Raw genomic sequence first — 26,508 nt, 5'->3', positions numbered from 1 at the left:
ATGGACATCCGACCCATCACGCCCGCCATCGGCGCGCAAGTCACCGGCGTGCACCTCGGCGAGGCCGCGCGCAACCCGGACACCTTCGCGCAGATCCGCGCCGCGCTGCTCAAGCACAAGGTGCTGTTCTTCCGCGGGCAGGACATCACGCGTGCCGACCACGTCGCCTTCGCCACCTGCTTCGGCCCGCTGGAAGACCACCCCGTGGTCGGCAGCGACCCCGAGCACCCGGGCCTCGTGCGCATCTACCGCAGCGACAACAAGCACAGCTACGAGAACACCTACCACTGCGACGGCCTGTGGCGCCCGGCGCCGGCAATGGGCGCGGTGCTGCGCTGCATCGAGTGCCCCGAGATCGGCGGCGACACCATCTGGGTGAACATGGTGCAGGCGCACGAGGAGCTGCCCGAAGAGATCAAGCAGAAGATCGCCAACCTGCGCGCCAAGGCCAGCATCGAGCATTCGTTCGGTGCCGTGATGACGCCCGAGGCCCGCAGGAAGCTGGGCCAGGACCACCCGCCCGTGGAACACCCCGTGGTGCGCACGCACCCAGAGACCGGAGAGAAGGTGTTGTACGTCGGCAGCTTCAGCACGCACTTCGCCAACTACAGCACACCCGACAACGTGCGCCACGGCATCGACAAGACACCCGGTGCGGCGCTGCTGCTGAACTACCTGCTGAGCCGCGCCACCATTCCCGAATACCAGGTGCGCTGGTCGTGGCAACCGGGCGACGTGGTGGTCTGGGACAACCGCAGCACGCAGCACTACGCGCTGAACGACTACTGGCCGGCGCCGCGAAAGATGGAGCGCGCCGGCATCGTCGGCGACGTGCCGTACTGAGCGCGCGCCTTCCGGCCCCCACATCGCACTTCCGAGACGCAACGACATGAACTTCCTCGACGGACACCTGTTCCCCGAAAACCAGCAGCCGCTGATCATCACGGCCGCCCCTTACGCGCCGGGTTGGCTGCCTTCCGACTTCCCGGGCGAGATTCCGGTCACGATGGAAGACCAGATCCAGAAGGCGGTCGACTGCTACAACGCTGGCGCCACCGTGCTGCACCTGCACGTGCGCGAACTCGACGGCAAGGGCAGCAAGCGGCTGTCGAAGTTCAACGAGCTCATTGCCGGCGTGCGCAAGGCCGTGCCCGAGATGATCATCCAGGTCGGCGGCTCGATCAGCTTCGCGCCCGAGAGCGAAGGTGCCGCCGCCAAGTGGCTCAGCGACGACACGCGCCACATGCTGGCCGAGCTGGAGCCCGTGCCCGACCAGGTGACGGTGACTGTCAACACCTCGCAGATGAACGTGACGGAACACGCCGAGCTGGCCGACTTCAAGGGCACCTCGCGCGAGAACCCCGCGATCTTCGAGGCCTACAAGGAGATGACGGTGCCGGCGCAGCCCGGCTGGGTCGAGGAGCACATCCGCCGCCTCACCGCGGCGGGCATCCAGAGCGCGTTCCAGTGCTACAACATCAACAGCTTCGAGTCGGTGGAGCGGCTCATGCGCAGGGGCGTCTACAAGGGCCCGCTGGTGATGAACTGGGTGGCCATCAGCGGCGGCATGGACGCGCCCAACATCTACAACCTGTCGAACTTCGTGCGTGCCGTGCCCGACGGCGCCGTGCTCACGGTCGAAAGCTCGGTGCGCAACGTGCTGCCGGTGAACATGTTCGGCGTGGCCATGGGCCTGCATGTGCGCTGCGGCACCGAGGACGTGCTGTGGAACCAGACGCGCTCCGCCAAGATCGGCACCGTCGCGCAGATCGAGCAACTGGTGCGCATCGCGCGCGAGTTCGGCCGCCCCATTGCCACGGCGCAGCAGGCGCGCGAGATATCGAAGATCGGCGTGTTCTACGAGAGCACCGAAGAGTCGCTGCTGGCCAACGGCTTCGCGCCGAACCGCAACGGCGGCAACCAGGGGTTCCTGCGCAAGGCTGCGTGACTCCTCGTCGATGGGGTTTCACATGGGCTTCGGCATGAACACGGGAACGCGATGATGCAGGCCGCTCGAGAGCTCTTGCATCGGCAGAGCCCGCCTGGACTGCGGCAGGTGCGGCAAGTGCAGTAAGTGCAGTAACGGCGGGTCGCCGGAGCGGCCGACTCAGGACGGCACGGCGCCCTCGGCATCGAGCTTCGGCGCGGGCACGACGCCATCGGCAAAGAGCTGATCGATTTCCGGCGCGGTGAATCCGAGCGACTTCAGGACGCAGGCCGCGTCCGCATTGAAGGGCCGGGGGCTGCTGCCCGGCGAACCCGGTGTGCCGTGCAGCCGGGCCGTCAGGCCGATTCCCTTGTAACCGTCGCGCATGACCACCATCTCCCGATGCGTTGCGTGAGGCTGGGCGAAGGCCTCCGACACCGAATGCACCGGTGCCGCGGGAACGCCCGCGGCCATCAATGCGTCGCACAGCGCCTTGCGCGCGTGGTGGCGGATGGCGCTTTCGATCTCGTGCCGCAGGGCATCGCGATGCCGCAGGCGCCGGGCGTTGTCGGCGAAGCGTTCGTCCAACGCAAGATCGGGCCGTTCGACGACGGCACAGAAGCGCTGGAACTGGCCACGGTTCATGACGCCGAGAAAGATGTCGCCGTCCTCACAGGCGAAACGGTCGTACGGCGCGATGTTGGGGTGCGCACTGCCGAGCAAGCCCGGCTCCTGATGCGATTGAAAATAGTTGCCCGCATGCGGGACCAGCAGGCTCAGCGCCGCATCGAACAGCGTGGCCTCCACCCTCTGCCCTTCGCCGGTGACGCTGCGGCTTTGCAATGCGAGCAGGATGCCCGTCAGCGCGGTGTAGGCCGTGAGGTGGTCGACGATGGGCACGCCGATCCGCGTGGGGCCGCTCGACTTTTCGCCGTTGATGCTCATGAGTCCGCACATCGCCTGCAGCACCGCGTCGTAACCGGGCAGCCCGCCCAGGGGACCGTCGGCGCCGAAGCCGCTGATGCTGCAGTGGACCAGGCGCGGAAAGCGCGCCTTGATCCATCCTTCATAGGGGATGCCCCACTTTTCCAGGGTGCCGGGCAGGAAGTTCTCGATCAGGACGTCGGCATCGGCGAGCAAACGCTCCAGCACCTGTCGCCCCGACGGCTTCGACAGGTCGATGCCGATGCACTGCTTGCCCCGGTTGAGCGCGCTGAAGTAGGACGCGTCGCCGTGGCGATCGAAAGGCGGCCCGAGCGTGCGGGTGTCGTCCCCGCCGGGCGGCTCGACCTTGATCACCTGCGCGCCATGGTCCGCCAGCATCTGGGCGCACATCGGCCCCGCCAGCACGCGTGACAGATCCACCACCCGAATGCCGCTGAGTGCACCACGCATCGCTTGTCTTCCTTGTCGGCTGTTGTTGGTTTTCCTGGCGCCGGAACACGCCCGGCCCCGGCTGCCGCAGCAGACGGGGGCCGGGGCCGAGCGTGGATGCTAGCCGCGGCGGGGCAATTCGACCACGCCGGAACCGAGCACGGAGAGTTCGTCGTCCTGGTTGCGCGCCTCCTGCTCGATCTCGACCAGGTGCCTGCCGTCCTCGACGTACTTGCGCTTCACGCGGCCCTTGATGAACAGCATGTCGCCCTCGGGGTTGTGGCGGCGGATCTTGCAGCTGGCCTTGCGCAGGAATGCGTCGTCGCCCATCCAGTTCGTCAGGTGATGCGTGAGCCAGGAGGTGCGCTCGGGGCCGTAGTCGTAGGCACCCGGCGCGCCCACTTCCAGCGCGAAGTCTTCTTCCCAATGCACGCGCTCGGGCACGTCGGGAATGCCGAAGCGGTTGGTGATGCCCACGCCGGGATGCGCATCGATCAGTTTCCAGGCCATCTTGTTGGCGCGGATGTACAGGCCGCCCCAACCCTGCGCGTAGGCGATGAAGCCGGTCACGGTCATCGGGCCCTTGAACATCACAGGCAACGCCTCGCCCTCGACCACGTCTTCCCAGTAGCGCGGGGTGGCGCCGCGCACTTCTTCTTCACGGTAGAGCTTGAAGGCCTCCTGGATCTCCTCCGGCGAGTACTGGCGGGGCGTGCGCGCGCGCACTTCGCTGTACTTGGTGCCTTGCTCCCGGGCGTGATCGCGCTCGGTGCGGAAGCACCAGCTGTCGGCCTCGGACACCTTGTCGCCCTTCTGGTTGTAGAAGTCGACGTGGTAGATCTGCTGGACCGCACGGCCCGCGAAACGCGTCTGGTGTTCGATCAGGTCCTTGAGGTAAGCCTCGGTACGGATCTCGTCATTGCGCAGCACGGGCTTGTGCCAGGTCCAGTCGGCGCCCGACCACATCGCATGCACGCCGGGCAGGCCGCCCACATAGCCGGAGACGATCCGGCTGGTCGAGAACAGGAAGCTCGGGAGTGCCACGAGGCTGCCGTAGCGCGTCTTGGCGGCATACGCCGGATCGCACCACAGCGGGTTGTCGTCACCGATGCCGTGCGCATAGTGGCGGATGTTGTCGCGCGTGGCTTCGTAGCACCATGGCTCCTGCGTGTTCTCGATCTTCTGGCCGATGCGCTCGCGCAATTCGTCCAGGCCGCGCTCGGTGATCTTGGGGAAGGTTCTTTCGCTCTGTACGGACATCGTTGGTCTCCTGGTGGTGTTGAATGAATGGGATGTAGGAACGAGGGGATGAAGAGATGAGGTTCAGGCGCTCGCGGGCTCGCGCTCGCGGTCCCGCAGGACCTTGCGGTGGACCTTGCCGGCAGGCGTCTTGGGAAGGTCCGACACGAAGACCACGTGGCGCGGATACTCGTGCTGGCTCAGCCGGCTGCGCACGAGGTCCTGGATTTCCTTGGTGAAGGCGTCGCTTCCTTCGCGCTCGGTGACCACAAAGGCCTTGACCACCTGGCCGCGGAGCTCGTCGGCCACGCCGATCGCAGCGGCCTCGCGCACGTCGGGGTGCCTCAGAACGGCGTCCTCGATCTCGACCGCGCTCATGGTCCAGCCCGCGGAAATGATCACGTCGTCGGCCCGGCCGGCGTGAAAGAAGTAGCCGTCATCGTCGACCTTGCCCAGGTCCTTCGTGGGCACCCAGGCATCGTTGCGCCAGATCTTGAGCTCGCCCACGACACCCGGGGCACAGGAGCGGCCTTCCGGGTCCTGCACGTCGACCCGCCCACCGGGAATGGCCTTGCCGAGCGAGCCGCGCTTCACCTTGAAGTCGGCGGCGCCGGGGTAGTTCACCAGAACCACGCCGATCTCGGTGGTGCCGTACATGCTGCACACCGGCCGCCCGAACGTGGCGCGCACGAAGTCTTCGGTCTCGCTGTCCATCGGCTCGCCGGTGAAGGAGACCTTCTCGAGGTAGTACTTGTATTTGTCCGCGGCACCGGAATTCCGCATCATCCGGAAGTGCGTCGCCGCCGCCGAGATGCTGTTGAAGCGCCCGCGCTGCAGGGCCTTCAGCAGACGCTGTGCGTCGAACTTGCCGGAGTAGGCGCCGATCGTCACACCCAGCGCCAGCGGCGCCAGGGTGCCGTGCCAGAGCCCGTGCCCCCACGCGGGAGAGGAAGGGCAGAAGAAGCGGTCGCCGGGCCGGATGCCCGTGCCGTAGAGCGCGGCCATCATCAACGTGACGAGCGAGCGCTGCTTGTGCTTGACGGCCGCCGGCAACTCGCGCGTGGTGCCGGACGTGTACTGGAATATCGCGTGGTCCTCGGCGTTCGTCCGGACCTCGAAGGTGTCGGGGAATGCGCCCAGGCTCTGCATGAAGCCGCCGTCGACCACCAGCACGTCGACACCGCCGATGCCTTCGCACACCGGCGCCTTCTCCACGTTGGTCACGAGGATCTTCGGTTTGCAGTCATCGACGCGCAGGCGTATGCCGTCCGGGCCGAAGAGCGTGAAGAGCGGCACGGCAATCGCGCCGGTCTTGATCGCGCCGAAGATCGCCACGTAGAAGGCCAGCGAGGGCTCGAGCATCACCGCGACCCGGTCGCCGGGCTGGACGCCGCGCGCAACCAGCAGGTGGGCGAAGCGGCTCGACAGACGCGACAGCGCCTTGAACGTGATGACCTCTTCGCTGCCGTTCGCGTACGCCACCACGATGGCCACCTTGTCGTCGTTCGCATGGCGATCGACGCACTCATGGGCGATGTTGAACGACTCCCGATCGCCGTCGAACAGCGCCCAGAGCTTCTGCGTGGAGCAATGCGCCTTTGCGTCGGCGAAGGAGGTGTAGTCGGTCAGTTGGGTCATGATTGGTTCTGGTCCTCTTGCGATGCCCAACTATGCGATTTCCAGCTTCGAATTGTCAAATGCGCGTCTGTTTTGTATATAGACAAATGCAAATACTGGAGTGGTGTAGAAGCCGGAAGGTTTTCATCAACCGAAGGAGCTGACACCTCATGGAAGAACCGATCGATCCATCCGAAAAGCTCGCCGCCGCGGGCTGGCGCCGTGTTCGTTCGGCCGGCGCCTTCATGTCGGGGGCCGGACCGCTCTGGGCCATGCGCGAAGGCGAAGGCTGGCGCTATGGCATCTGGTCGACCGAGGCGCACCTGAACCCGGCCGGCTTCGTGCACGGCGGCCTGCTGGCGACATTGGCCGACCACGCGATCAGCACCGTGGCCTGGGAGGCTGCGCAACGCGTGCCTTGCGTGACGGTGCAACTGGACACGCAGTTCCTGGCACCCGTGACGACCGGCGTGCTCATCGAGGCGCGCGCGCAGTTGGTGCGGCGCACCTCCAGCTTGTTGTTCATGCGCGGCCTGCTTCAGGTCGCGGACCGGGAAGTGCTGGTCGCACAGGCACTCATGAAGCTGCACGCGCCTTCCGGGCCTGCTCGAATTCCGGCCATCTTTTGACAGAAGACTTATTGTCTTAGTACAAATTCAAGTCGTATTTGACAAGCGTTGACGCGAATTTGATACTTCATCCAAGCCGCTCCAGACGCTTCTCTTCTCCTTGAAAGAAGCTTCCGAAGTGGAGCCAGGCCTGCTACTCAGACCCGTCGAACGGGCGCCAGGCAGGGCACCGATGCCTTCACAGGAGACAAGAATGAGACTTTGGAAGCTGCTCGCCACGGGCTGCGCATTTGCTCTTTGCTCGCAAGGCGCGCTGGCACAGGCCTACCCCACCAAGCCGATCCGGATCATCGTGGCCTACCAGGCCGGGCAAGGCACGGACATCGCCACGCGCTACCTGGGCAACCAGCTCGCCAAGGAACTGGGGCAACCGGTGATCGTCGACAACCGGCCGGGCGCCGGCGGCAATCTCGGCACCGAACTGGCCGCGGACGCACCGCCCGATGGCTACACGCTCACGATGGGCACCAATGCCACGCATGCAGTCAACCAGTACCTCTACAGCGGCGTGCGCACCAGGGCAGAGAAAGACTTCGAGCCGATCGTGCTGACGGGCAGCTTTCCGATGGTGCTGGCGGTGAACGCCAAGTCGCCGATGCACTCCATCACCGATCTGGTGGGCGCGCTCAAGAGCGATCCGCGCTCGGCCGACATCGCAACACCGAGCACGAGCGCCCGCCTGGTCATCGAGCTGCTCAAGGAGCGCTCGAGCCTCAAGATCTTCTACGTGCCCTACAAGGGCTCCGGCATTGCGATGACCGACGTGCTCGGTGGGCAGCTGCCGCTGCTGGTCGATACGCCCACGGCATTGCGCTCGCAACTGCAGGCGGGGCATGTCCGCGCGATCGCCGTGACGTCCTCGGTGCCGAGCGCGCTCGTGCCGGGCGTGAAACCGGTGGCGGAACAGGGCTATGCGGGCTTCGAGGTGATCGCGTGGAACGCGCTCTTCGCGCCGCACGGCACGCCTTCGGCCGTGCTGGACACGTTGAACGAAGCCATGAACCGGATTCTCAAGAGACCCGAGACCCGACAGCAACTCCTGGAATACGGCTTCGACCCCGGCGGCGGCACGCGCCAGCAACTCGCCGACTTCGTGCAGGGCGAGCGCCGCAAGTGGGAGCCGATCATCAGGACATCGGGGATGAAGGCGGACTAGGCCCGGTGGACGCCATGACTTCGCTGACCGCCCCTCTCGCCATGATCGGCAACACCTGGGCCGGCCTGGGTCGCCGGACACCTTCTGAGATAAGCTTGCGCCCGCCGATCGCAAGCCCTATGAAGTCCAGCCCCTCTTCCGCCTCGAAGCCAGCAAAAACGGTTGCCAAGCCCGCCAAGGCGGTGCGCATCAGGCCGGTGCCCGGGGTCACCCGGGCCGTGGCGATCCTGCGGCTTCTCGGGCGCTCCGCGAACGCGATGGGTGTCAAGGCCATTGCCGACGAGCTCCAGCTTGTCCCCAGCACCTGCCTGCACATTCTTCGCGCGCTGATCGCCGAAGACCTCGTCAAGATCGACAGCGACACCAAGCGCTATTCGCTGGGCACCGGCATGTTGAGCCTGGCCCGCAGCGCGATCGAGAGCAGCAGTTTCGCCAGCCTCGCGCAGCCGGTGCTGGACGCCCTGGCCAGAGACTGGAACGTGACGATGATCGGCGTCGAGACCCGCGACATGGAGTCGATGGTCGTGCTGGCCTTGTCGCGCTCCAACGCGCCTTTTCGCCTGCACGTGGACGTCGGCAGCCGTTTCCCTGCGCTGGTAAGCGCCACGGGCCGCCTCGTGGCTGCGTTCAGCAGCGAGACCTGGCCCCAGATCGAAAAGCGTTTCAAGACCCTGCGCTGGGACAAGCCGCTCGAGTTCGCGACCTGGAAGCGCGAGGTCGAGCAGGTCCGCAAGCGGGGTTTCAGCATCGACCGCGGCTACTACATGAGCGGCGTCACCGTGGTAGCCGTGCCGCTGCTCGATGCCTCCGGGCGCATCGCGCACACGCTGGTGGCCACGGGCCTGTCCGACAAGCTGGCCGGCGCGGCCGGCACCGAGCTGGCATCGGCGATGAAGAAAGAGGCCGACGCGCTGTCGGCGCTGCTTCCATCGCGCAGGTGAGCGGGCTGTTCATCCCCGCAGCGGGATGCAGGCCGCCCTGAGCCGAGTCGCAGTCGACGACCAGGGCGCAACGCAGCTGGTTGCCTCGAGATCCTCCGCGGACGGCCTGCGAAACGCCGGCCGACCACACCAAGCCCGGTTCAGATGCATGCCTCTTGCCAAGCGCGTGCGACGCGGCGTTGCGGCTTGCTTGACCGAAGGTCGCGCCCTGAACTCGCGCGAGCGGAACGCCGAGCCGTTGTCCGTCAGCAATCGGCGCACGGTGATGCCCAGGCGGGCGTAATAGGCCACGGCATTGCGCAGGAATTGCCTGTGCCTGCTTCTCGTCAGGATGCATGGCGTTGAACGGCCGTCTTGCGTGGTCATCGATGGCACGAACAGCGTCTCCCACCCTGCACCATCGACGGAGTCGCGTCGGTTGCCTGCGACGCGGGGGCTGGGCCGCACGATCCGCCCGAGCTTCCTGGTGTCGATGTGCAGCAGATCGCCGGGCGCCTTGTGCTCGTAGCGCACGACAGCCTCGACAGGACCCAGGTCGCTCGACTTGGACATGCCCGCTCGCGCCAGAACGCAGCTGACCGTGGACTCCGAGACCCCCACGCTGCGTGCGATGCGAGCCTGCAGCATTCGACGTTTACGCAGCTCGACGATGAGCAACGCCTTGCCTGAGTCGATGGTTCTGGGCGAGCCTATGGGCCTGGAAGAGGCATCAGCCAAGCCAGCTTCTCCGCCCGCCAGATAGCGACCGGGCCACTTGCGGGCCGTTGGCGCAGTACCGAGCGCGACGACGCTGCGCGGTCGCCGCAGGTTCGATCAACCTCAGATCAAGGCCTCGCGAGGCACGAGCTCACACGTCCTGCCTACAATCAACGCCTTCTGCGGCTCGCCGTGACACCCGCAACTCACAAAGGCACCGCGTGCAAGACCACTATCTCGCCTTGGGCGTCAGCAGCAGCGCGAGTCCGGCGGACATCAAGAAGGCCTACCGCCAGCAAGCCGCCCGGCACCACCCGGACCGCAACCCCGCGCCGGACGCTGCCACACGTTTCCGTGCTGTTCAGGAGGCCTACGACATCCTCGGCGACAGAGCCAAGCGGGAGACTTATGACGACAACCGCAAGCGCAACCTGCTGGACGATCCACTGCAAACCGCGCGCGGCATCTGGGCAGACTATTTCCAACGGCTCATCTAGGTCTCGATGCACGTATCCCCCTTCTTCCACAACCTGAACTCCGCGTACCTGGCTGAACTCGACGACATGCGCCACGACTCCGAGGGGCATTTCGTGCTGGATCGGCGGCTGGCCGAGCGGCGCAGCGAGATCGCGTTCCTAGTTCACATGCTGGAGGTCGCGCCCGAGATGGTGGCAGTCGTGCTGCACAAGGCTTTCCACTTCACGTCCACCCCGGCCATGGACCAGTTGCTCGCTTGCGAGCCCGAGGACCTGGCGGCGTGGGAGAGCCTGCAAAAGACCATCGACATCGCCCCATGGGCCAGGCCGACCGTGCAGCTGCTGCGCAAGCAAGCCGCCGGCGACCGCTTCCTGAGCGTGGCTGCCGCGCTGGAGTACATGGCGGGGAGCCCCCGGCACGCGCCCGCCCATGCAGGTGACGAAGACGACAGCGAAAAAGACGCGACCAACGCCGACGACGACACGGACGACCGCCAGCCCCTGTCGGCCGACGACCTGGACGACGCCGATGGCCAGACCCGCGAGGACGCTCGCGCCGACTGGATGGCCGAACATGGCTTCGACCGCAAAGACTGAGCAGACCGGCACGCAAGACACCCACCGCAATGAACCACCTCGCCCTGATCACGAAGACCCGCAGCCTGATTGCCGCAGGCGACATTTCCGGCGCCGAGTCCGCGCTCACCGAACTGGCGGACACCGAGGGCGACAGCGCGCTGATGGTGGTACTCGACCAGCTGGAGCCGAAGGACATCCTCGCGGTGATGCGCGAGTACGACCCGTCCCGGGAGTCGGTGGTGAGCCTGTTGGTCACCCCGGCACAGTTCGCGCACGCCATCGTGATCGAGAAGCGCTACAAGGACCTCACCCACACGCACCTGCGCGGCATGGTGAACGCCATCGTCTTCCGGGAGGACGCGGACCCGGTGGCGTTCCTGACCGCTGTGGGCGATCTGGAGGGCGGCAGCGAAGCCATGGCCAACTACTTCGCCGAGAAATGGGCGCGCATCGAATCCTTCGCCCGCAGCGGGACCTTCGACACCGCGGAGGAAGACGGCGAGATGCTCTCCGAGACCGAGCTGCTGGCGTCAGCTTATGCCACCCCCCAGGTCCCGCTGGACGAGGTGGCCGACCAGGACTGGATGGAGCTGGCCTGGCGCATGCGCCACGAGTGCCCCGACCTCTTCACCGAGACCTTGCTGGTCTTGCGTGCCCAGGCACGCGCCCATGACCGCGGCGTGGGGGACGACGAAGAGACCGTTGAAGAAGACACGCGCGTGGAGACCAGCGACACCGATCGGGGCCGCAGCACACCGGCGGCACGCGACGACGAGGAAGAGTCGGCGATCTGACGGCGCCAGCCACAGCGCCTGAATGAACGATGCTTTCGATGCCCACCCCCCACCACATCACCCCAGACATGCCCCCCCAGGCCGTCGCGCTGTTCGATGGGCGGCCCTTTTTTGAGAAGGCCCTGCAGCATGGCGTGCGCCACGGCATCATCGGGCCCGAGAAGCTGGCCGCCATGTGCCAGGAAGCGCCCAAGGGCATGGTGCAGATCGCGCGTTACTTCGGCACCGAGTACCTGCGTCCCGACCTGGAGCGCGCCAGGGACAGGCTGATCAACCTGGTGAGCCTGTACCTGGAGCATTCGACTGGCGGCGACCTGGACCAGGCCGCCCAGTCCCTGCGGGACCACAGTCTGCTGTCGCGCTCAAAGGGCGGTTCCGACATGCTCAAGGCGCTGATCGCCATGCCCCAGAGCAGCCATTTCGGCATGCAGGCGCATGGGGTCTTCGAGAACAAGCACATCCCGTTGCTCGCCAAGTGGTCGCTGCGCAGCCTGCACGAATACCACGCCGAGCGTACCGCCCGCAGCCACGCGACCACCCTGGTGGAAGCTGCCGTCTGGATGGCAGCCCAACTGGGTCTGGATGCCGATGACCTGGAGGATGCCGGCAGAGATGCAGAAGCGGTGATCCGCACGGCGCTGCTGGTGCGCGCATGCCGACGCAGCACCATGCCGGACTGGGCCACATTCGAGAAGATGGTGGTGGGTCTGCGCAAGAAATATGCGCCACGAGCCGATGACCAGGCGACGCCGGTCCCCATGAGCTTGCCCAGGGATCTGCCGGCATCCTACCGAGAGGTGGTGCAGTCGGTGCAGGCCTCTGTCATGCAGGACATGCCAAGGATCCTGGATGCCACGCTCCACGTGTACAAACTCTTCGACCAGACGCCGGCCTTCCTGGGCCGCTATTTCTGGTTAGAAGACACCATGGCCGACCTGGACCATCTCGAGCGCAGCAACAGCGTCTTGTGGGAGAAGGCCACCGAGGGCCACACCGACGACAGTTCGCTGTTGACACTGTTCCTGCGCATCGCCACGCACGGCAAGCACACCACGCTACTCACCAGGAAGACCGTAGCCAGCCTGCTCAAGAAGATCCGGACATCGGGCCTCGATACCGATCTGCCCCGGCAGTTCGTGCTGCAGCACGCCCCCGTTCAGCTGCAGGGCGACTACCTGCACCTGTGGAACGCCTTCGTCGAAGAGGCCGAGCCCCTTCTGCGCAGCGACCGGGTGCAAGCCACCGAGGATGCTCTGGCGCTGCTGCACCGAGAGTGCAATATCGTCGGGTAGGCCAAAAGCGAAGGCGCCGGTGGACGGCACCCGGCGTGGCGCCGAGCCGCGGCACGTGCCGAGCACGAGAAGTGTGCGCAGGGCCTGGAGCCGCAAGTCACAGCATTCCCAGCACTTCATCTGCTACCAGGCTTGCGCCGGCAGCGGACGGTGAGCCGATCGCTGCCTAGGCATACCGATCGCTCTGTCATGTCAGCGAGCAGTCCTGGCCGTTGCTGGTCACCATGGGTTTCCCCTCGACGACAAACTGCCGTCTGGGCGTGTTCGGCATCGCAGCCGGTGTGCGCCGCTGCCGTTTCCTCGACGCACCTTATTTTTCCGACGCACCTCAATCCAAAGCAACACGCCTTCCCCGCTGCTATGTGTGAATAAAGTGCGTCGGGAAAGCTCTCACCATAAGCCATTGATTTGGCGGAGTTTTTTTGAGATTCATAACGCAACGCAAAGTGCGTCGCCGTTTTAATGAGCGGTCTCCCAACGCGGCCCCTTATTCATTCCCCCGATAGCGAACAGCTCGTCACAACACGATTCGATGGCTTTTCAAGGAACTGGTCAATGCCCTGCCGGCGGCGGGTGGCAAGCCAATGGAAGGCGGCGCTAATGGCCAAGCATATTGCACGCGGACAAGGGACACGAGTACACACTCTGCCACCACTACCGGTAAACGATAAGCTATGTATCCGCTTCGAGGGTCATATCAGCATTCATGTCGCGCTTTGTTAACCGCTTCTAGTAACGCCCAATCTTCTCAGGCTCACGTGTAAAGGAAATTTACTGTTTTTCTTGGTATAGCAAGATTTTCTGTAGACCAAGCGAATGCAATTGGCTAAAGTAGCGTTGCCATCCAAACTCGCGGCCTAGAGGATTTTCAATCTCTAATCTTGCCAAGTACTTCGATGATCGAATTTCGAGGCGACGAGCCAAGTTTGAAAACAATCAGCTGGCTAGAAGACGAAACGTTACATAGCCTGTGTACTCGTCAGCATTTCCTCTCAGGAAACGTTACGAGTTCCGAGACAAATTCTCAACTTTTTGGTCAAAGCGCCAGAAAGATCACACATGATTTTCCGGACGCGATAGACACCTTTGTTGAACGAACGGGTGGCAAACTCGGAGCTAGCGAAGAGATCATCCGACGCAGGACGATACTGGCCGCATACCTCCCATTCTTGAGTTCAGGCCAAGAGCAGATTGCACTCGAATCAATGCGACAGAGCTCTGGACGCAACGGCGTCTACGCCAAAATCGGCCTAGGGGGCGAGCGCTATTTCAAGACACAATGCCTACGTTTTTGCAGGGAGTGTGCAAGTCGAGACACCATTCAACATGGCACGGCACACTGGCACCGAGACCATCAACTTCCGGGCGTTTTCCGTTGTCTCTTGCACGGTTGCGAACTACATGAACGCTCGATGCGAGACCGTCTTAGAGAATCATATCTAAAGCTCCCGACGCTCAGCCTCATTGACGACCTTGAGTTTGTGCCTGCAGTCACGGCTACAAATCAGCGAGAAGCAGAGGCTCTGATCAAGATCACGAGTTTCTCGATCAAAATCGCTCATCAACCTGCAGGCTTCAAAATCGAACGGGCACCACTCCTGCAAGCCTATCGATCTCGCTTGATAGGCCGAGGCTGGGCCAATGACAGTCAAAAGCACATCGATTGGAATCGTGCGACGACTGATCTGCTTGGATTCGCGAGTGCTATCGACAGACATCGCACCCATCCGGGTTGGCTTAGTAGCTTGTATGCGAGGTCCAACTTGTTCCACCAACTGCGAGCGCGTTCGGTTCGACCTTTCTTCCAGTTCGTAGCAATCGCGTGGCTTTTCGATAACTGGGAAGACTTCATGGATTGCTATCGAATCCACGCCGCTCAGGACCCAGCATTTCACAGACAGCAACCGTATTTCCGTTTGCCATCACAACGTTCACTTGACATCAATGCTCGCAAGCAGAAATTTGGTCACCTGATTCGAGAGGGTGCATCGGTATCCGCCGCAGCGCAGACTGTTGGTATTTCAAACGGAATAGGCAGAGGCTGGGCAGCTGCCCTAGGAATTGAGCCCAGGCTCCGCCGCAACACCATACCCAAAGAGTATCGCGACCGGCTCGACTCAATGATCCGCAGCGGCGAACCATCAGAAGTCATTGCCTTGAAACTTTCTATTTCAATGAGCAAGGTCCGTGAATATCTACGACTGAATCCTCAAATGCACGAGGAAAGGAAGCGCGCACGTGCTCTGAAGCGCCTCGAAACTGCTCGTGCCAACTGGACATATGCTCTCGAGCGTTCTCGTCGAGGGGATGTAGGAGCGACGAAAGTCGCTTCCTCAGACTACCACTACCTTAGAAAGTACGACGTCCAGTACGCAACGTCATCAGTGAATCTCAATCCACGCGTCTCAACCCGCCGCCACAAGAATCAACACCAATGGGCAGAACTTGAAGAGCTCTATGTTCAGGCTATCAGAACCGCGGCTGGAGAGCTCCGAAAGGTCGATCCGTATCGTGAGCCGAGCCGCTGGGATATTGTCCTGCGCCTAGAGCATCTTGGTCCAAGCAATGAACTTTCAGCACGTATTCTGATGCCGCGAGTTTTCGCAGCACTTAAACACGAACTCAAGCCACGGCACCTTCGAACCGATGATGCGAACCCAGATGTGGCTCACAAGCCAGTCGATCCGCGTGAGCTCAATTGAGTCGCCCGATGTCCGAAGAACGCGCCGCTCCAAACAAATCTAGCCTCGCTTTACGCTCGAAGGATTGCGCGACTTACTTTTCGGTTGGAGAAGCGAGTATGCGGCCTTGACCAAGGCCACAGATTTCATTTCTGATATCGCGTCAGCGCGCTCTGCAGGTGCAGCCGCCCCTGTCGTGCGAGGTCTCGGATCTGCTCTGCGCCTCTGCGCGGCTGGAACAGGACTCAGATCAGATTTGATCTTCGCGAGCTCCTTCTTCTCGGCTTCGTTCAGCACGGAGTCTTCAACCGCCTTCCCGAAGCGCTGCTGAAGCAGGCTCCTCAATGCCGCTTGGTATTCGTTGTTTGACGGACTTGCAAACGGACACATGAGATCCCGCTTGATCTTCGTGTTGCCCATCGCATGTGCAAGCAATTGCTCGACCTCTTCTCGGGTCGAGAAGTAGTCAGTGTGCAGGTAGGTCGACTCGACAGTCGACCAGCTCACCGAAGTCTCACCAACACGCCGAGATGCCCGGAACGATTCTTTTAGCAACTGCTGGAGGTTGCGCTTGAGTCCGGCGCTGTAGTTCCACAGCTCCGTTGCCCGATCGACAAGATTGAATGCAAACAGTCCTGGAACTGCAGCTTGCAGCTCCTGCAAATATTCAGCCCACAATGGATCTCGCGGCGAACAAGGAGTCACCAATCTCAAGCGGGCGAGCAACCGTTGACGACTCTCATGTGGCAACTTAAGCATCTTGTAGACCATGCTGAAATTGCAAAAATACGCCAGTGGCGTTCCCAAGCTTGCCGCGCTCAAGAGCAATCTGGCCGCCATGGCTCGAGCGTCTTCCCCATGAGTGAGGAACTGCATCTCGTCGAGAACTGCGAAACAGGCACCCGAGCGATACATCGAACCTCGACATTCGACCATCGTCTGCTTGAGCTTGGAGCCGGGACCGGCCAGTGCTGCGAAGACCAAGGTGCTCTGCGGTCCGTTTTCGATCAGCGCAGATCGCATCGGAATCCATGGAAATGGCTCATATTCATCAGACACCGCGATCGTAGACGCCGGTGGCGTGAACAGTCGCTCCAAAGCTCGGCGCAATGCGCTCTTGCCAACACCGGACAAACCCGTCACGCAGAAAGGGAAAACCGGTGGTATGTTGATAGCTCCGCTGAAGATAGCGCCCAAAAATGCCTTCTTCGTCCGAAACCATTCGTTAGCGTATGCGAGTGCCACTTCTACAAATTCCAGCAGCAGCCGACACTCACTCTCGCTCGGAATGTAGATGGCATCCCAAGCGGCTTCGATACGCCGACACGCCACCTCGACAGGCTCGTCTCCAAGACCTGAAAGGGCCTGCGCCCCCACTCGCACCATCCGAGCTATATCGCCAATGGTCTTGATTCCACGCAGGTGACTGGTCCACGGACTCTCACAAGGCTCAACACCATGGGTCAATGAATGACCTCCTTGCCCTTCGAGAGGGCCCGCGTTCGCGCGCCCTCACTGCGGGCTTGCTTGGTTCCATATTTGGCACGCCCCGGTTTGGCTTTGGCCGAGCGCCAGGACTTCCCGGTCTGGGACCGATGCTGCTCTGCGACATGGGCTTCCGTAGCATGCTGGTGCTCAGGCAGCTTGCGTTCCCATTTTCGGTGTTGGTCCGCTCGCTCCTGCAGTTCGGACAAGGTGACGAAGAACTCGCGATCTGTTGTACGGTACGCAGCTGTCATGTCGAGTTGGATCAGCTTTCCCTTCATATCAAGCCAGATGTGGCGAACACACGCCTCAAGAACCCAAACGTCGACCTCAAGCGTCTGATTCCCATTGATGCACTCCCGTAGGCCGGATTTGTCTAGTGCATCTGAGCGGAAGACTCGCCCCATCAACTCGACACCTCGCCGAGTGAGCTTCGCTTTCGCAGGAGTCAGGAAGGCACGGATCGCATCCTCCCGCAGCATTGCAATGCCATCGTTGCGCATGCGTGCATCGAGTGCCCTCCACAGCCGCAGTGGTGTCGGCACGGAGACTTCCGCAAGCAAATCATCGGGCACCCGGTCTTGCACATTCATGCTGTCGTTGTCCCTGATCAACCTCCAGATCTCCTGGACAACCAACTGAAACGAGTTCTTGTCTGAGCGCATGTACGCCAACTGATCATCGACCTTGAGCTCCCGCGGATTGGATGCCTCGATAAGCGCCTTGGATTGCGGGCTGCGGCTCGGCGAACCTTCGACAATCACAGGCGTGAACTCATCCTCCCTCGCAAATGCTCCATCCGTTCCGCCGGGGCCGCGATCCTGGATGTCGTGCGGAGAGTTGCCTTCGCTGGGCCACATATCTGCCGTAATCCTGATGCCAAAGAGGCTGCAGAGCCAGACCTTGTCGACGGCCTGCACAAACCTCGCCATCCGGTAGGCGCTACTGGTTTCAGAGCCGAAGGAAAACCCGATCCCGGTGAAAAGCCCCGAGCGCTGATCTCGCAGCCGAACAACCACCAAGGGCTTTACATCTGCATCACTGATCAGACCACGAGGAACTTCCTTCAACACATATGCATCGCCCTCCACCCGCTCCATCAGGTTCGCGACATTGGAGCTGAATGACCCAACGAAGGGTGCGAACTTCGAACGTTCCTTCTTGCGTCCGATGCGGGTACGGCGCTTCTTCTTCTTGCCGATGGTCTGATCGACGTGGTACCAGTACATCTTTTCGGTAGGAAATCGCTCCCCACGCGGATGGTAGAACTCGCGTGCACCGTTGACCTCCCGGGTCTTGCACCCAAAATCCTCGACGACTGCGCGAATGTAAATGTCGTCGAGTCTGACGCCTGATTTGGCTAGGCGCCGATAGGATTCCAAGATCGTCCCGAGCATTGCCCGGTCAGTGTTGTACCCGTGGCCAGGTCCCTCATCGCGGCTTGGTGCCCCCCTCTTGACCAAGGAATTCGAGTCGAGTCGGTCCCAATGTCCGATGCTTGCAAATGAGTAGTGCAAGGCCAGATCGTTGCCTTCAAATGCAAGCCTCGTATAAAACCACCACGAATACCGCGTCTCGTTGACCGCAGGCTTGCAAGATCGCGCGAGCCGGCCGAGTATCTGCTCCGGTTTTTGGGACGCCAGGATCTCGTTCTTGATCTTTAGCGCGGGGGCAATACGCTTGAGCTTGTCCTTGATGCGGTCAGCGTGCGTCTTGACGGCGTTTCGCCTTCCCGCATCGCTCGCATGCAATCTGTCGACAGTGAGTCCAGACAGCCATGGGGGCAAGCTGTTCTGTTCTTCAAGTTTTCTTATCATGCCATTGTCGAGCCCGGCCTCGAACTCCGAACGGCCCAAGCGCACAAGGATTGCCCGTGGCTGTGGCTTCCGTTTGGTTCGTGGTGCCGGTTCGGCGTCCTGATCTTTCGCTTCCGACTTCCGCGGATCGTTCCTGGATTTCGGCGGAAAGGCCGGGGCCGGGGCGATGAACTGCACTAGCGAGACAAGCTTGGTGTTCTCATTGCTCTGCAGGAAATGGTAGGCCGCCCCTTGCTCCAGGTTGAGATACCCCCGAGGCGCGTAAATCTGTGTTCCAGTAGCTGGCATATCAGTCTCGCGTGAACCAGTTGGCGTAGACCTCGAAGACATCCTTTGTCTCCGACTGCATCGGCTGATCGAAAAGCACTGGGTGAAACAGATCAAGACGCAGATCCCGACTCCAAATCGCGCGATAGAAAGCCGTCTTGAGCTCATCGACGTCAAGTGATGAGGAACTCGCGCTTACGCGCCGGACGACCTCGAGCGCGCTTTGCCCCTTCGATATGCCAAGGCGAAACTCTTCCATCAGATCGGCATAAGCCGTCCGACTCAGCGCGAATCGACGCTTCTGATAGAGCAAGGCAGCACGAAGGTTGTTGCAAACCTCTGAATCCACGTCCTCGTCAGCGGCGATATCGACCGTCTTGATATCCCCAGCTCGGTAGCGCTCACGCACGATCCGATGGCGCGATATCTCTTGCTCGCGAGCATCTTCTGGGCTCATTCTTGAGAGCTTGAAATCCGGAGGGTCTTGGAACGCATCGCGTGAATCTTTGATGTTCAGATGCACGCAGTAGGGGCCTTGAGAGCCCGCTATGAACGGCAGGAGATCGCCAATGAGGAAACTGGGCACCTCATAGCGCTGGCCGGCAACCTTGGTCTTGATCGTCGGGTAGTGCTTTAGCAACCCCAGTTTCTCCGCGAGCATGCAGGCGCCAGGCAATGGTGCGGGGCGCAAAAGATCTGCTCGCGGATGATCAGTCAGCGGATGAGGGCGTTCATCGAAATGGATGAGGCGTTGCTCTTGCAGTTCAAAAACCCAGGGACAGTGCAACACAATCAGCACCACCTTGAACTCTGGCGCTGACAACACGTGGACGTCACGCCCCATTAACGGCCAATAGACGGTGAGATACCCTGAAACGCTTGGTGCTTCCTCCCTGGTCGCCAAGATGGAGGGCGTGTAACCTGGACCGAACTCTGGTGGATCCTGTCTGATCAGAGTCTTTTTCAGCCGGGCTAGAGTCTGAGTTGTCGTTTTCGGCATAGCACGCCCAAGGAAAGAGATTCCCCTACCGTCTTGACGGTGAGCGACATTTGCGCGACAGTCGAATCAGGTACTACTCAACATATCGCGACGCTCCAGCTCACGCTGGTTGTAGAAGCCCGTTTCACCTTTGGCGAGGTGAGCGGGTTTTGTTTTTGGCGTCAGATCATCTGTTGCTCAAATAAGGACTGGTGTCCGCCAGTCTGCAACAGGCAAGACCTTCCGCACGAGATCGGTCACAAGCTCTGAATTCAGATGTCGATCTCGCCAGTTACGCAAGCACGTCAAGCGTCTGACAGGGATAGCGTCAGAGTTCTGCAGCGCCCCTACCATATCATTCCTCAAGATCATGAATCGTCTGCAGCAGACTTTGCTCGCGGCTCGAAGACGCGTTCGTTGACCTTGAAAAATCAACTCCTTCACTCCAAACTCCGCAATTATTAATGCGCCCTATCAATTCTTGCAATAGATTTTTAATCGAACCCTCTTAGTTCGGCACATTCGACGCCATTGCCTCAATTTTTCTTAATTTTACAATGTGAAATAGTTTTCAATTCGATCTATGATTTTTCCATTTCGCCGAGAAAATTATTTCTTTTTTGGAATTACTCTTATGCGAAGCAAATCAAGAATGCACATTGTTCTAGTTGATTTCTGCGCGGTTGATTGACCAGATACGCCCAAGCGTCAATGGCTTCCACTGCCCCCCTCTTTGATCTCCCAACGACATGCACTTGGCTGCCAGGAGAAACCTTGTATAGCCTGTGCTGTCGCCACCACTTCATAGCCGGCAACACGCGCGCGGGCGAAACCACTCTGCAGCTTTTTGGCACCTCATCCTGCGGCCCAGTGCGGACAGGTGGCGTCGCAGCGCTTGTCGAACGCGCCAGAGGCCAGCTCGGTAATACAAGAAAGATCATCGAAGACCGGACGCTGTTGCCGTTTCACATGCCGTTTCTTACGCAGCGCCGCGTCACTCGAACGATCACGGCCATGAGCACAGGCACGCCTGGGGGGTTGAAGGTGGCACTGAATGCGCTGGCTGGGCGATCTGCGATCCCACGATCGCTGCGCGCCTGCCTAGCCTGTGCCCGCGCGGACAGGGCGGCCCATCACATCGCGTACTGGCATCGAGATCACCAGTGGCCTGGCGTCTATCGCTGCCCTCTCCACGACCTCCCTCTTCGCGAACTGACCATCCAGCCAATTTCCGCACATGGACTCATCTGGTGTCTGCCAGTTATCGAAGCATTGGAGTCATCAAATGCGGGCCCTGCAAACAGCATGTCCGCTCACCTCGTACAGCAAAATGCTTTCCACGCCTCCTACTTCACGCCGTTCCCACCTCAGGACAGCGCACACGAGAACGTCATCAAGTGCATCGCATCGATCGCCATTGCCCTTGGCACGCATGGCCACCTTTTGCGATTGGAAGGAAGGATATTGAGCGACGTATATCGAGCCACACTCTCGCATCAAGGACTGCTAACAGCAGGTACCGGACACCTGCGACAGCCAGAAGCGGGAGATCGGTTCTATGCATTTGGCGCCGCACTCTGCCGCTCCAGTGATTTTTTGGGGCTGTTACAGAATCCCGAGCAGGCAAACGGCCACTTACTACGCTTGATGAAATCGAACCGCATGCCCCGAAATCCGCTGTGGCATCTGCTGGCTATCGCATGGCTTTTCGAAGATTGGGAAGGATTCATGCGGCAGTACCACGCGTTCTCATCGTCTAGTGAGCGCCGAAAGAATCAATTGGAATTTCACAAGGTGGAGGATCTACTCACAGAACCTCAAGTACGCAAGAGCCGACCAGGAAGTTCGCAAGCGTGGCGACCGTGATGCCGTGATGCCGTGATGCCGTGATGCCGTGATGCCGTGATGCCGTGATGCCGTGATGCCGTGATGCCGTGATGCCGTTGGTCGAAGCTAATAGAGTTCAAAACAAGCAAATAGAGTTCAAAAAATTGCCCAGTACTTTACTAGCCATCAAAAAATAGAGTTCAAAAAAATTTCGAAAATCCTGGGTGAAAAGCGAAGGTGTGCCAGCAGCTGGCGCGGTTCATCGAAGATGGGAGAGCCAAGCCTCGCGAGGCACAATTTTCGCCAAACGCAGCCCCGATCGGACGATCAGATTTCGCACGTCGCCTGACTTGAGAAGAACGCTGGGCTCGACGTCTGGGACTAGCATGTTGCGCGAGCCAACCAGGCGCCGCACGAGAAATCGGGTACCCCAAGGCCAATGATCGCAAGTGCTCCGATGGACAAGGGTCCATTGGACTGCATATTGTTGCGTCCACACTTCGGGCAATGGGACGTTCAACAAGTCGACGACCAGCACACCACAGATAGCACCTGCGTACGCACCCGCAGCACCATCCACCACCTGCTCAAGGACGCCTGAAAGGGCCGATAGGTCGCCCACCACACTGCCGCCAATCACCTCGTCAGAAGTAAGCAGACACCAGAACTGATGGGCGTGGCCAACTCGAGGATCTGGCAGTATCTGCCAGTAGCAACCACCGACGGTGTGCTGCGGTCCCCGGTAAGCAACGCGGCCCCAACCAATGCGCGCCATGCGTACTGGCTCAGGCCACATAGGCTCCGCAAAATGCCATGGTCGCCACCCTCCATCCTCTGTCCAAACCTCGAAGTCCTCCAGAGGGACGCCGCCCCTGCGAAAGTCCTCATCGGCCACCGAAACCGCTTCAGTGCTCCAGATCAGATCGGCTTCGCCAGGAAGATGATCATCCTCCTCGAAAGTCCAACCTTCGAAGACTCGAGTCAAGGCAAGGGTCCTGACCCGCATGAGGATCTGCACATCGCTACCGCCTCCTCTCGCCATCCGTTTCCGCGCCACCCCTTCATTGACCCAGAAGCAGATGCGATAGATACCGTGACCGTTCGGCTTGTCTTGTAGTGCGCGGCAAAGAGATTTGTGAGGCCACGGATTCGGACCGTTGTCCCAACGTCGAGCGCAAAAATCTGTCAACAAACCGCGCAGCGCCTGCAAACCGTCGTATCTGTACCGGTATTCGGCATCAGGCAAAGAAGCCGTCGCATTCATATCGGTGCTGCCAAAGTCCAGCGCACGCCATCGTGCAGGCCAACGCATAGCCCTTCTGGAAATCGTGCCGTCCCCACAATGACAAAAACGAGTCCAGTCAAATGTGATCGCGCCGCTCGCGCGTGGTCTGCGGCAAACATCAGATCTTCACCTGATGGATGCGGGACCGGTTCCGGGTGAGAATGCCAAAAGCCAACGCAGTGAAATCCTTGTGCGAAGCGTGCAACTCGTTCAGCTTCAGCTGAAGGGATATCAACAAGGACGTTCGTTCGGGTAGACCGTGCTTCAGCCAACACAGTGGCAACTTCAACGTGAATGGCATCGCCACTCAGCTCACGCGCATAGAACTGACCCGCAGCCTCTTTTGCTAAGCGCCCCTTTTGCACGTGCCCGCCCAAAAAATCAACAACAAGCGAGTCGAACTCCAATGTCCAGGCGGCCCCGGGAAGCCGGTACGTGATGCTGTGCCTATTTGCTCTCGCGAAGAACTTCATCGAGGGACCGAGTTAGCGTAGTGGAATCAAAATGACCGCCCCTGCTCGGGACAATATGACGCGTATGTGCCTTGACCGGGAGGGATTCAAAAAAGGTCTTTGTTCGCACCCACGACCAGACCATTGATTCGTTGATCAGTCCATCGAGGGCCGCGATCACGCGTTCAGCCACAAAACTCGCGGCAAAGAAAGCATCGGCAGCACCATAGGGGTGAAAGCCGGCACTGCAAGCAGGCAACTCAATACGCGTTTGCTCCGGCCATCCGGCCGCGTTGACGAGTTCGTCCGCCGGGTCATGAGAAGGCCAGGAATCGTTGGCGCACTCAAGAACCGCGTGCGCCGCGGCACAGTACGGCTCCATCCAGGCGTAGATGACAGGAATCGCACCGAGCGAACGAGTCTTCAACTGGGAAATCGCTGTACGAACGCTGCTTTCTCCGGTTGCTTCAATCACCAGATCGTAATCTCCAGGCGAGCACACTTGGTCGATCCATGGCACTGCGAGCGCCGCGACCCCATAGACGCGAGCGCCCGGAATCTCCAGGTTCAACCGCTCAGCCATCGCTACAGCCTTGTTTTTTCCTAAAGCCGACATCCCCAGCACGTGACGCGAACAGTTCTCCGCTTGAAAAGCCTGGGCATCAACCACATGCACGTGCGCCACCCCTGCTCGCACAAGCAGCTCCAGCAAAGGACTGGCGAGCGAGCCGCAACCAAGCACAAGCACCTTCTTCTTGCGACGTTCGCCGAACACCGGTGCAAGGTGATCTCGCGTGAGCGCCCACGTCGGATCAATTCGATCAAGGAAAAGCGGCTCGACGGCAGGTGCCGAGGGCGCTAGCGGCCCAGACAGCTGAAAACCGTAATAGATGCCCTTTTGCGCAAGAACAACAAACTTGCGCCGAATCGACTTCGAAGGGCGATCTGCCTTCGTCGAGATCCCTTTCTGCCGGCGATGGGCCGGCATCGTCGCATCCTCACACTCCTGAAGCCAAGCCTGAAGGGAGGTTTGGTGTTCGGTTGCTTGCCCGATCAATGCGTCGAGTTGGGCGAAGTCACGGGGCCATGTTGCTGGCGTCCAAGCCAATTCGGCACCGATCAGCAGCACGTCACCGAGGGTCATCGTCCCCCCCGCGAGCCTGTGTCGACGTGCCAGGATGTTCGGATCCTGCTCGCCAAAGGTCAGTATTGCGTTGCCGTTCTCATACACGGCGGCAAGCCCCCGTCCCGTGACAACCGCCCCCTGATGGCTGATAAACGTTTGCTTGGGCGCTGGGCGCCGATCATGCGCTCGGCGACGCCGCAGGCACCATCGCCCCCAGTAAGCAAGGCGTTCTCGGTGAAGCTCCTTTTCGATCCAGCTTGGATCTCGGCACCTCTCCAGGAAGCCCTCGAAGATCTCGAGTGCACGGTCGACCGCATGCACAGGATGCGCATAGTCCACCGGCCAGGCCTCCATACCAAGGCACACCCGCCCATCTTCTTCGACATGCGGAAGGACAAGGCACAGCTTCTTGTTCACCCGGATCTGCACGGGATTAGCTGGAAAATCCCGCGGCACGATCAGCGAAACCGGCTTTCCATCCAGCACAGGGTGATCAACCGCCAAAAGCCAGGTTCTCGCGCGGCGCCCTCCGCCGTCTTTTCCGAGACGCGTCGCGAACGCCGAACCCGCGCCATCGAGCCAATCCTCAACTGCTTGAGCAGCGAGGTCAAGCGCGGACGGCGCACGTTGAGTCCGATCAAGCAAGCGTTTTCCTCGAACCCATGGGGGTCGGCGAAGAAGGGTCTCGCGGCTGCACTGGCACTGTAGCGCGAAGCCCTTTCAAGACGTCATTGCTCGCAGGCAGGCTCGCCTTCCAGGCATCAACGCCAGCTTGGCCAAACACGCTGCGGATGCGCTCGGCACTTCGCGAGTCATAGTCCTCGTGGAAAAGCAGAGCCAGGTCATCTTTCAGCCGCGCATGCCAATGAGAAAACTCGCTCGCTCGTGCACCCCCGTCATGGTTCCAGCGATCAGCGAAGTTCTCATGGGCGAGCCCAGGATTGGGCACGCGATAGTTACCCTTGCTGCGATCGATGTACCTTGGAAGTTGATCTACCACCTCGAGCGCCAGCTCGATGGGCGAGGAAAAGCCGTTGGGCCTTGAAGCGTGCAGCTCACGGTAGACATGACCCGCGAGCGTCACGAGGATCACAGAGATCGGCATCGCCTCCTTGCGCTCAGCAGGCAAGAGATGATAGTGGTTGTCGCGGTGAAGTTTTATCAGTTGCACGGTCCGGCGCAGCACGTCATCAAGGCTGATCGCACGGTTCGGCAGCGGGTCGACTTGGCTGCGCCCATCCATGGTGACCACCCGGCCACCGCCCTGCTGAAACGCAAACCGAAGCTGCGCAATGGCGCAGAACCAATCGGCGAAATCCTCCGGATTGGAGGGGCTCCACACCGTGTCGGGGTCGCGAACTCGAAGGTCGGTTCCGGTGATCTCCAGACTGCCCGGTATTGCCGGAGTGACGTCAAAGTAGAACGGCTCGCCGGGGTATTGCAGTCGCCAGCAGCGTCGCCGCGCCTCAGGCTCACCGGCGGCTTCAGGCAGTCCCTTCAACGCTTTGCCGAACTCTTCAAAAAAGGCCTCCGCCTGAATATTGTCGAAGCGAGAACCTGTGAGCTTGACTACCACATCAAGGTCAAATTTGGCGTTGCCGCGCGGCGAGATTGTGGTCTGGGTGCGCATCGACCCTTGGATAACCACGTGCACATCGTTGTCGCCGATGCCAAGCTTCGAGGCGATGTGGCGCGCCATCACCTGATAGTGGGCCTCTGCGCGCGAACGCTCGGAGGGATCGAGCTCAAGCCGCGTGAGCATCGAAAGGATGAACGTCTCCCACTGTCGCGTTTGTTGGCGTGCGGCCAATTCGGCAGCGATCGACTTGGCAAGGGATAACGACTGATTCATGGCATTGACCTTCGGTT

The 26,508-nt window shown here is 61.0% G+C and carries 21 protein-coding genes and 1 pseudogene; 11 read left to right on the top strand and 11 right to left on the bottom strand.

Going from position 1 to position 26,508, the window contains the following annotated elements; translation table 11 throughout:
- Window positions 1-843 carry a TauD/TfdA dioxygenase family protein gene (locus BM004_RS28095; RefSeq protein ID WP_093129178.1) on the top strand — a complete coding sequence of 281 codons (843 nt, stop codon included), beginning with the start codon at window positions 1-3 and terminating at the stop codon, window positions 841-843.
- 46 nt (window positions 844-889) lie between these two features.
- Window positions 890-1,948, top strand: coding sequence for a beta-keto acid cleavage family enzyme (locus tag BM004_RS28090; protein WP_093218412.1), 1,059 nt, complete (start codon window positions 890-892; stop codon window positions 1,946-1,948).
- A 159-nt stretch (window positions 1,949-2,107) separates the two neighbouring features.
- Here BM004_RS28090 and BM004_RS28085 read toward each other — a convergent pair whose 3' ends face one another.
- From BM004_RS28085 to BM004_RS28075, 3 genes are all read right to left on the bottom strand, one after another.
- The gene (locus tag BM004_RS28085) at window positions 2,108-3,322 is read right to left on the bottom strand and encodes a CaiB/BaiF CoA transferase family protein (RefSeq protein WP_093218411.1); all 1,215 of its coding nucleotides are present in this window, start codon (window positions 3,320-3,322) and stop codon (window positions 2,108-2,110) included.
- A gap of 99 nt (window positions 3,323-3,421) precedes the next feature.
- Window positions 3,422-4,561 carry an FAS1-like dehydratase domain-containing protein gene (locus BM004_RS28080; protein WP_093218409.1) on the bottom strand — a complete coding sequence of 380 codons (1,140 nt, stop codon included), beginning with the start codon at window positions 4,559-4,561 and terminating at the stop codon, window positions 3,422-3,424.
- Between the two features lie 63 nt (window positions 4,562-4,624).
- Window positions 4,625-6,178 carry an acetate--CoA ligase gene (locus BM004_RS28075; protein ID WP_093218407.1) on the bottom strand — a complete coding sequence of 518 codons (1,554 nt, stop codon included), beginning with the start codon at window positions 6,176-6,178 and terminating at the stop codon, window positions 4,625-4,627.
- A 149-nt stretch (window positions 6,179-6,327) separates the two neighbouring features.
- On the opposite strand from BM004_RS28075, the gene BM004_RS28070 reads away from it, so the two are divergent.
- The 3 genes from BM004_RS28070 to BM004_RS28060 all read left to right on the top strand — a co-directional run bounded on the left by BM004_RS28070 (window position 6,328) and on the right by BM004_RS28060 (window position 8,883).
- On the top strand, window positions 6,328-6,786 hold the full coding sequence (locus tag BM004_RS28070; RefSeq protein ID WP_256220084.1) for a PaaI family thioesterase: 459 nt from the start codon (window positions 6,328-6,330) through the stop codon (window positions 6,784-6,786).
- Window positions 6,787-6,979: 193 nt separating this feature from the next.
- Window positions 6,980-7,942, top strand: a complete 963-nt coding sequence (locus tag BM004_RS28065) for a Bug family tripartite tricarboxylate transporter substrate binding protein (protein ID WP_093218405.1) — start codon at window positions 6,980-6,982, stop codon at window positions 7,940-7,942.
- Window positions 7,943-7,956: 14 nt separating this feature from the next.
- Window positions 7,957-8,883, top strand: coding sequence for an IclR family transcriptional regulator (locus tag BM004_RS28060; RefSeq protein WP_256220083.1), 927 nt, complete (start codon window positions 7,957-7,959; stop codon window positions 8,881-8,883).
- 210 nt (window positions 8,884-9,093) lie between these two features.
- Here BM004_RS28060 and BM004_RS28055 read toward each other — a convergent pair.
- Window positions 9,094-9,657: pseudogene (locus BM004_RS28055) on the bottom strand (helix-turn-helix domain-containing protein); the annotation flags it as partial.
- A 143-nt stretch (window positions 9,658-9,800) separates the two neighbouring features.
- Here BM004_RS28055 and BM004_RS28050 point away from each other — a divergent pair.
- The 5 genes from BM004_RS28050 (at window position 9,801) to BM004_RS28030 (ending at window position 15,422) form a co-directional block, all read left to right on the top strand.
- Window positions 9,801-10,076: a DnaJ domain-containing protein gene (locus BM004_RS28050; protein WP_093129171.1), complete on the top strand. Its 276-nt coding sequence runs from the start codon at window positions 9,801-9,803 to the stop codon at window positions 10,074-10,076.
- 6 nt (window positions 10,077-10,082) lie between these two features.
- Entirely contained in the window at window positions 10,083-10,652 is a 570-nt protein-coding gene (locus tag BM004_RS28045) for a hypothetical protein (protein ID WP_093218404.1), read from the top strand.
- Between the two features lie 29 nt (window positions 10,653-10,681).
- Window positions 10,682-11,428 (top strand): hypothetical protein, encoded by a 747-nt coding sequence (locus BM004_RS28040; protein WP_093218402.1) that lies wholly within the window; start codon window positions 10,682-10,684, stop codon window positions 11,426-11,428.
- A gap of 38 nt (window positions 11,429-11,466) precedes the next feature.
- Entirely contained in the window at window positions 11,467-12,720 is a 1,254-nt protein-coding gene (locus BM004_RS28035; RefSeq protein WP_256220082.1) for a hypothetical protein, read from the top strand.
- A gap of 896 nt (window positions 12,721-13,616) precedes the next feature.
- Complete coding sequence (locus BM004_RS28030) at window positions 13,617-15,422, top strand: TnsD family Tn7-like transposition protein (protein ID WP_093218401.1); 1,806 nt, start codon at window positions 13,617-13,619, stop codon at window positions 15,420-15,422.
- A 39-nt stretch (window positions 15,423-15,461) separates the two neighbouring features.
- On the opposite strand, the gene BM004_RS40890 is transcribed toward BM004_RS28030, so the two are convergent.
- The 3 genes from BM004_RS40890 to BM004_RS28020 are packed head-to-tail and all read right to left on the bottom strand — an operon-like array spanning window position 15,462 to window position 19,970.
- Complete coding sequence (locus BM004_RS40890) at window positions 15,462-16,868, bottom strand: P-loop NTPase family protein (protein ID WP_143072523.1); 1,407 nt, start codon at window positions 16,866-16,868, stop codon at window positions 15,462-15,464.
- Entirely contained in the window at window positions 16,865-18,991 is a 2,127-nt protein-coding gene (locus BM004_RS28025; protein ID WP_093218400.1) for a hypothetical protein, read from the bottom strand. Before BM004_RS28025 ends, BM004_RS40890 begins: the two co-directional genes overlap by 4 nt.
- Before the next feature lies 1 nt (window position 18,992).
- The gene (locus BM004_RS28020) at window positions 18,993-19,970 is read right to left on the bottom strand and encodes a PDDEXK family nuclease (RefSeq protein WP_143072524.1); all 978 of its coding nucleotides are present in this window, start codon (window positions 19,968-19,970) and stop codon (window positions 18,993-18,995) included.
- Window positions 19,971-20,660: 690 nt separating this feature from the next.
- Here BM004_RS28020 and BM004_RS28015 point away from each other — a divergent pair.
- Window positions 20,661-21,815 (top strand): TniQ family protein, encoded by a 1,155-nt coding sequence (locus tag BM004_RS28015; RefSeq protein ID WP_093218397.1) that lies wholly within the window; start codon window positions 20,661-20,663, stop codon window positions 21,813-21,815.
- Between the two features lie 220 nt (window positions 21,816-22,035).
- Here BM004_RS28015 and BM004_RS40885 read toward each other — a convergent pair whose 3' ends face one another.
- From BM004_RS40885 to BM004_RS28000, 4 genes are read right to left on the bottom strand one after another with little or no spacing between them, the layout of a single operon-like run.
- Window positions 22,036-23,040, bottom strand: coding sequence for a hypothetical protein (locus BM004_RS40885; RefSeq protein WP_143072525.1), 1,005 nt, complete (start codon window positions 23,038-23,040; stop codon window positions 22,036-22,038).
- Window positions 23,037-23,534 carry a Mov34/MPN/PAD-1 family protein gene (locus tag BM004_RS28010; protein WP_093218396.1) on the bottom strand — a complete coding sequence of 166 codons (498 nt, stop codon included), beginning with the start codon at window positions 23,532-23,534 and terminating at the stop codon, window positions 23,037-23,039. Before BM004_RS28010 ends, BM004_RS40885 begins: the two co-directional genes overlap by 4 nt.
- Window positions 23,509-25,284, bottom strand: a complete 1,776-nt coding sequence (locus BM004_RS28005) for a ThiF family adenylyltransferase (protein WP_143072526.1) — start codon at window positions 25,282-25,284, stop codon at window positions 23,509-23,511. Before BM004_RS28005 ends, BM004_RS28010 begins: the two co-directional genes overlap by 26 nt.
- Window positions 25,277-26,491: a nucleotidyltransferase domain-containing protein gene (locus BM004_RS28000; RefSeq protein WP_093218393.1), complete on the bottom strand. Its 1,215-nt coding sequence runs from the start codon at window positions 26,489-26,491 to the stop codon at window positions 25,277-25,279. The genes BM004_RS28005 and BM004_RS28000 overlap by 8 nt, the downstream gene beginning before the upstream one ends.
- Between the last annotated feature and the right edge of the window lie 17 nt (window positions 26,492-26,508).

Origin of the sequence: Variovorax sp. OK212 (assembly GCF_900112425.1) — a bacterium.
GTDB lineage: Bacteria > Pseudomonadota > Gammaproteobacteria > Burkholderiales > Burkholderiaceae_C > Variovorax.
This window is presented reverse-complemented; position numbering and strand designations above follow the sequence as displayed.

Bases quoted from the DNA above. Each gene is read 5' to 3' on its own strand.
- BM004_RS28095 (WP_093129178.1), top strand. From the start codon at position 1: ATGGACATCCGACCCATCACGCCCGCCATCGGCGCGCAAGTCACCGGC.
- BM004_RS28090 (WP_093218412.1), top strand. From the start codon at position 890: ATGAACTTCCTCGACGGACACCTGTTCCCCGAAAACCAGCAGCCGCTG.
- BM004_RS28085 (WP_093218411.1), bottom strand. From the start codon at position 3,322: ATGCGTGGTGCACTCAGCGGCATTCGGGTGGTGGATCTGTCACGCGTG.
- BM004_RS28080 (WP_093218409.1), bottom strand. From the start codon at position 4,561: ATGTCCGTACAGAGCGAAAGAACCTTCCCCAAGATCACCGAGCGCGGC.
- BM004_RS28075 (WP_093218407.1), bottom strand. From the start codon at position 6,178: ATGACCCAACTGACCGACTACACCTCCTTCGCCGACGCAAAGGCGCAT.
- BM004_RS28070 (WP_256220084.1), top strand. From the start codon at position 6,328: ATGGAAGAACCGATCGATCCATCCGAAAAGCTCGCCGCCGCGGGCTGG.
- BM004_RS28065 (WP_093218405.1), top strand. From the start codon at position 6,980: ATGAGACTTTGGAAGCTGCTCGCCACGGGCTGCGCATTTGCTCTTTGC.
- BM004_RS28060 (WP_256220083.1), top strand. From the start codon at position 7,957: ATGACTTCGCTGACCGCCCCTCTCGCCATGATCGGCAACACCTGGGCC.
- BM004_RS28045 (WP_093218404.1), top strand. From the start codon at position 10,083: ATGCACGTATCCCCCTTCTTCCACAACCTGAACTCCGCGTACCTGGCT.
- BM004_RS28040 (WP_093218402.1), top strand. From the start codon at position 10,682: ATGAACCACCTCGCCCTGATCACGAAGACCCGCAGCCTGATTGCCGCA.
- BM004_RS28035 (WP_256220082.1), top strand. From the start codon at position 11,467: ATGCCCACCCCCCACCACATCACCCCAGACATGCCCCCCCAGGCCGTC.
- BM004_RS28030 (WP_093218401.1), top strand. From the start codon at position 13,617: ATGATCGAATTTCGAGGCGACGAGCCAAGTTTGAAAACAATCAGCTGG.
- BM004_RS28025 (WP_093218400.1), bottom strand. From the start codon at position 18,991: ATGCCAGCTACTGGAACACAGATTTACGCGCCTCGGGGGTATCTCAAC.
- BM004_RS28020 (WP_143072524.1), bottom strand. From the start codon at position 19,970: ATGCCGAAAACGACAACTCAGACTCTAGCCCGGCTGAAAAAGACTCTG.
- BM004_RS28015 (WP_093218397.1), top strand. From the start codon at position 20,661: ATGGCTTCCACTGCCCCCCTCTTTGATCTCCCAACGACATGCACTTGG.
- BM004_RS40885 (WP_143072525.1), bottom strand. From the start codon at position 23,040: ATGAATGCGACGGCTTCTTTGCCTGATGCCGAATACCGGTACAGATAC.
- BM004_RS28010 (WP_093218396.1), bottom strand. From the start codon at position 23,534: ATGAAGTTCTTCGCGAGAGCAAATAGGCACAGCATCACGTACCGGCTT.
- BM004_RS28000 (WP_093218393.1), bottom strand. From the start codon at position 26,491: ATGAATCAGTCGTTATCCCTTGCCAAGTCGATCGCTGCCGAATTGGCC.